Here is a 4,618-nt window from a genome sequence, read left to right as displayed (position 1 = left end):
AAACACCGCCTCAAGCCGGCTTGGCTCTTCATTTTTGGCTTGAACCAAAAACGAAGCAAAAAATTCAAGGCTTAGTATTTTGAGCGACCTTCATTTCTTTCATAAGCTAAATTAAAATAACTCACGGATGCTGCTAAAGCTGTTGCATTGAACTAAAAAATTACGCATCCGTTCAAACAGATTTTAATTTTACGCTTATTTCAAGATGAAGGTGCCCGCTCAAAACACTTAGGCCGATTAAAATTAAACATTTTAGCACATGAATAGCACCTCCAAAAGCGTGATGACCTGATCAATCAATATGAATGACTTAAAAGAGGCTTGTCCAGCTTTTAAAAGTCATTTGATTAATTGAATAGAGCGGGTGGAAGCGTAATTTGATCTTGAATTTTTGCGCCATCCTTCGGTCGCCGAAGGCTTGCCGAAGGTGAAACACTAAAGCTAAGGCGGCATACGATTGTAACTTTTTTTCATTTCGACAAGCTCAGTGCATCGCAAGAAAAAAGTTTAGTCAATAATATCCACAACTTTTTTAAATCATACAGAAGCATCTTCTAATTATTATTACCTCAAAAATTGCAGTAAAAATTATAAAATAAGGCTTCCTTTACTAAGGCTGCCCCAATGCACAAAACAGGAATCAATTTCTCCAACCCAAATATTTTTGAATTAACAGCTTAATCTGTGTTCTATTTTTAATCCAGGAACTCAGGTTGTTCAATAAACAAAAACTGATTATTGCTTTATTATTTTCTCAAAATATCTTCTGACACCATCCTTTATTTCAATAAAATAGATGCCTGCCGGCAAAGCTTCATTTACAGGAAATGTAAAGCTGTTATCGCCCCGGGTTAAACCTCCATGGTAAAGCTGTTCAACGTATTTACCTGTTGCATCAATAAGTTTGATGGAAGCCTGGTGACTAAGTGTATTTGAAAAATCTACTGTCACATTGTTGCTTACGGGATTAGGATAAACCTTAATATTCTGTATGTGGGCTACAGGTTGATCAATTCCGGTTTCGTACAATTCAAAATCGAAATAATTGATATTTAAAGCATTGGTTTGTGCAATCACCTCCATGGTGTATGTACCAGCCTCCAGATAATCCCAGGTTGAAAAGTCCTGCCAGGTTTGCCAGCCATCGGTAGCAGTGTAATCAATTCCGGTTTCTATAGTGTCGTTAAATCTTATGAGTAATGTACCATTTGAATATCCCGCCAAGCGGCCGGTGATGGTATAAAAACCTGATTGAGCAACCTGAATTTTATACTTCATCCAATCGCCCGGGTCAATGTAGCCTACATTTTCACCGCCACCCACGTCTGAACAAGCTTCGGTCTGTATACCTTCCATTTCAAAGAAATGTTCAGCTTCCAGTCTGCCCGGGACAGCATACCAAATACCAGTACCTCCTACGGCATTATGCACATAAAATCCATCGAAATTGCCAAGTACAAGATCCGAAGCAGTAATATTGTTACCGGAATAAGATATGGTTATTTTTTGTCCGGGTTCAATCAGTGTATTTAACGTGAACACGAGTGCACTCTCATCATACCCGGCAATACTTACACCGCCCAACATGTCGGGAATCGTAACACCGTCAATCTCAATAGTAAAATCAGAAACCGTGGCATTCATAGTTTCAATTTCATCTGAAAGCGTCAATATTAGCGAGTCACCGCCTTTGTTTGTAGTGGCTGCATAAGCCAATAGTTCAGCTGCTCCGGCACTGGCAGGAAATTCCTGCAGACCATGTTTATACGCAAACAGGGGATCATACAGGTTATCGCCAAAATTGACAGGTACCTGCCACATGGCTTGAGGCCAGGAGTGCGTCAGCATACCAGAGGGTTGATAATCGCCGTACAGCACTTCGGCAACACCCTCCCCTTCTGTGCCGGGATACCAGGCTGCCAAAACCGCATCGGTATAAGGTAACAATTCGCCAAAAATCATTGGCCGACCTGAAATCAGTACGGCCACAGTAGGAATTCCAGCTTTTTTGAGTTTTTTCATCAATTGAATATCGGTTTCGTCGAGATTTAGAGCGGTGCGGTCTCCTTCACCTTCGGCATAGGGTATTTTTTCGCCCACCACTACCACAGCCACATCGGGTGTTGTATTATAGTTGCCGTCCGGAGCATAAACCACCTCGCTTGTGCCTGTCAAATTATTGATACCCTCAATTATATTGGTTCCTGTAGTAATATCGCCATTATTGCCCTGCCACGAAATGGTCCATCCGCCGCACTGAGCGCCCAGGTCAGCAGCCAGCTCGCCGGCCACTAAAATGTTTTGACCATTTTTTTGCAGTGGTAAAACATCGTTTTTGGCATTGAGCAAAACCATTGATTCGCGCACCACCTGGCGGGCCACATCTCTGTGCGCCTGTGACCCGAAATCGCCGGCTGTTGCATTATCTGAATAAGGATTTTCAAACAGGTCGAGTAATAATTTTTGCTTAAGTATACGCAGCACAGCATCGTCTATACGGGTTTCACTTACCTCTCCATCGTTCACCAGACTGGTCAAATGACTTATGAATACCTCGTAACGGTCTGGAACCATCACCATATCGATACCTGCATTGATGGCCCTTTTTATGGCAGTCCGATAATCCTCATCGATCTGGTCCACCCCGGCCCAGTCAGAAATTACAAAGCCTTCGAAACCCAGTTCGTTTTTTAATACATCGGTAAGCAAATATTGGTGTCCATGTAATTTATCGCCATTCCAGCTGTTGAATGAAGCCATTACAGTGCCTACACCAGCATCAATGGCATCGATGTAGCCCTGCATGTGAATTTGCCGCAATGAGTCTTCAGACATTTGGGTGTTGCCCTGGTCAATACCGTCGGTGGTACCGCCATCGCCCACGTAGTGCTTGGCGCAGGCCAAAATGGTCTCGTTCAGGCTCAGATCAGTGCCTTGCAATCCAACTACCGATGCTTCAGCCATGAGTTTTTGTATTTCGGGTGTTTCGCCAAAACCCTCATAGGTTCGGCCCCAACGCTCGTTACGTGCCACGGCTATACAGGGTGCAAAAGTCCAGTCAATACCTGTTGCTGCCACCTCACTTGCCACAATTTCATTGGCTGTTTTTATTAGTTCTGTATTCCAGGTACAGCCCATTCCGATGTTGTGTGGAAAAATTACGGCTCCCTGAACATTATTGTGCCCATGCACCGCATCGACACCGTAAATAAGCGGAATACCCAAATTGCTTTGCAGTGCTATGCCCTGGTAATTGTCGTACATATTGGCCCAACTCTCCTGTGTGTTGGGTTCGGGTGAAGAACCTCCCCCGCTCAGCAATGAGCCGATGCTATAAGTGGCAAGGTCCTGATCATTGATCAATGCGGTTCGTTCCACCTGGGTCATCTGCCCGATTTTCTCTTCAAGGGTCATTAAATTTAAAATACTGTCTGCCTGCTGGTCAACAGACTGACTCAACAAACCCTGGCTAATGAATACGCCTGCAAGAATAATTAAAAAATACTTCATGGAAATTTCTTATGTGTTTTGGAGAAATATAATTCATTTGGCGGGATAAAAATAATCATTTCTTTCACGATTGAAAACCGGGTTAAGGTATTTTGAAGGAATAGCTGTACATTAAATCCCCTTAAAAATTTCAAATAGCCGTTAGGCGTGAGCCCACGACCGAAGGGAGTAACCTAAAATGAAGATTAAGGAGAAAAAGAATCTAATAGGTCAAATTAACACGGATATTCCAGTTCACCTTCAGCATTTTTTTCAATGTGTTGAAATGAAAACCTGTGGTATGTTACCTTTAAAGTAAATAAAGGGCTATGAAAGGCTGCACTTGACTTTTTGCAATGCAAGCATGACAAAATACCACAAAAAAAGCAGTTATTGATCTTTTTTTAGGTCTCTCAGATAAGTCTCCAAAATACCCCTGCCCGCTTTAAACAGTTCATCATCGAAGCGTATACCCCTAATAGAACCCGATTTTACTTTAAATAAGTTCTCAATATCATCAACTGTTTTCCTGATCCAGGCCGGGTCTCTCAATCGCTTTTCTACTAACAGGCATACTTTACTTATATACTCAAAATCATTTTCTGTAAGATTGGCCACTTTGGCCTGGTCAAAATTTTTGGGATTAACCCCCAAATCAAGTTCCGATTCAAATTGAGCAATTTTAATGATTTTTTTGAACAGGGGGCCATTGTCTTTAAGCTCCTGAATGGTTTTTATGGTTCTATTTTTTGATGCTTCACTCATTTTGAATTAATGTAAAATTTTTGTCGGAGCTTTGTAGTTGCCGCCAATAACCTGATCTGCAGACATGTGCCCTTATTTCAATTGCAAGCAATTTGCCTGAAATTAAAACTTTATCCTATAAATTTACAACGCATTACATGAAAACGAAAGTTTTTCTCTGATTAAATAAAATCACACAACTATCCGAAACTTTATAATTTTTTGTGCTTATTACAATATATAGTGAAAAAATACAAGCTATTTCTTATCTGAATTTGTTCTCAAAGTTGTAATTTTTGAGATAGTACATTCATTACACCGCCATTTATGGCGGTGACAAGTTACCGTTGCTGCTTAGGGCTTTAGCCAGGAACTTTTTTCTATA

The 4,618-nt window shown here is 41.3% G+C and carries 2 protein-coding genes; both read right to left on the bottom strand.

All coding sequences use genetic code 11. The features are described from left to right. Positions 1-735: 735 nt before the first annotated feature. Entirely contained in the window at positions 736-3,510 is a 2,775-nt protein-coding gene (locus VJ937_RS13660; protein WP_324067975.1) for a glycoside hydrolase family 3 N-terminal domain-containing protein, read from the bottom strand. Between the two features lie 369 nt (positions 3,511-3,879). Next, entirely contained in the window at positions 3,880-4,254 is a 375-nt protein-coding gene (locus VJ937_RS13655) for a hypothetical protein (protein ID WP_324067973.1), read from the bottom strand. Positions 4,255-4,618: the final 364 nt, after the last annotated feature.

Source organism: Salinivirga sp., from assembly GCF_035268865.1.
GTDB lineage: Bacteria > Bacteroidota > Bacteroidia > Bacteroidales > Salinivirgaceae > Salinivirga.
Note: the sequence above shows the minus strand (reverse complement) of the source record. Positions and strands in the feature narration are given on the sequence as shown.